The organism is Fusibacter ferrireducens, assembly GCF_015352425.1.
Lineage (GTDB): Bacteria > Bacillota > Clostridia > Peptostreptococcales > Acidaminobacteraceae > Fusibacter_A > Fusibacter_A ferrireducens.
This window is the reverse complement of record NZ_JADKNH010000044.1, coordinates 1-1,353: the sequence shown is the minus strand read 5'-3', so window position 1 is coordinate 1,353 and position 1,353 is coordinate 1. Positions and strand designations below refer to the sequence as shown.

Here is a 1,353-nt window from a genome sequence, read left to right as displayed (position 1 = left end):
ACTTACACCTCAGGCCTATTACCATATTATCTACATGGGATCTTACTCCATTAAGGATGGGAAATCTCATCTTGAGGGGGGCTTCGCGCTTAGATGCCTTCAGCGCTTATCCCTTCCAAACGTAGCTACTCAGCAGTGCTCTTGGCAGAACAACTGATACACCAGAGGTTTGTCCATCCCGGTCCTCTCGTACTAAGGACAGCTCCTCTCAAATTTCCTACGCCCACAGCAGATAGGGACCGAACTGTCTCACGACGTTCTGAACCCAGCTCGCGTGCCTCTTTAATGGGCGAACAGCCCAACCCTTGGGACCTACTTCAGCCCCAGGATGAGACGAGCCGACATCGAGGTGCCAAACCTCCCCGTCGATGTGGACTCTTGGGGGAGATAAGCCTGTTATCCCCGGGGTAGCTTTTATCCGTTGAGCGATGGCCCTTCCATGCGGTGCCACCGGATCACTAAGCTCGACTTTCGTCCCTGCTCGAGGTGTCCCTCTCGCAGTCAAGCTCCCTTTTGCCTTTACACTCTTCGCGCGATTTCCAACCGCGCTGAGGGAACCTTTAGGCGCCTCCGTTACTCTTTAGGAGGCGACCGCCCCAGTCAAACTGCCCACCTGACATTGTCCTAGATCAGGATTACTCATCATAGTTAGAATAACGTTATACCAAGAGTGGTATCCCAACAGCGACTCCATGAAGACTGGCGTCCTCACTTCTCTGTCTCCCACCTATCCTGTACATGATATACCATTATCCAGTGCCAAGCTGCAGTAAAGCTCCACGGGGTCTTTCCGTCTTGCTGCGGGTAACCGGCATCTTTACCGGTACTACAATTTCACCGAGTCTATTGTTGAGACAGCGTCCAAATCGTTACGCCTTTCGTGCGGGTCGGAACTTACCCGACAAGGAATTTCGCTACCTTAGGACCGTTATAGTTACGGCCGCCGTTTACTGGGGCTTCAGTTCTGTGCTTCGATTGCTCTTACACTTCCCCTTAACCTTCCAGCACCGGGCAGGCGTCAGCCCCTATACATCATCTTTCGATTTAGCAGAGACCTGTGTTTTTGGTAAACAGTCGCTTGGACCTATCCTCTGCGGCCTCACTTAGCTCTGAACCTAGTGAGGCACCCCTTCTCCCGAAGTTACGGGGTCATTTTGCCGAGTTCCTTAACAATAGTTTTCTCGCTCGCCTTAGTATTCTCTACTCTCCTACCTGTGTCGGTTTACGGTACAGGCACCTGCTCCCTCGATAGAAACTTTTCTTGACAGTGTGATATCAGCTGCTTCGCTACTAAATTTCGCTCCCCATCACAACTTGTTCTTACAAAGAGCGGATTTACCTACTCTTCAAACT

1 rRNA gene is annotated in these 1,353 nt (G+C 51.3%); it reads right to left on the bottom strand.

Annotated features, from left to right (window positions below):
- Positions 1-1,353: ribosomal RNA gene (locus ISU02_RS23695) — 23S ribosomal RNA — on the bottom strand; the annotation flags it as partial.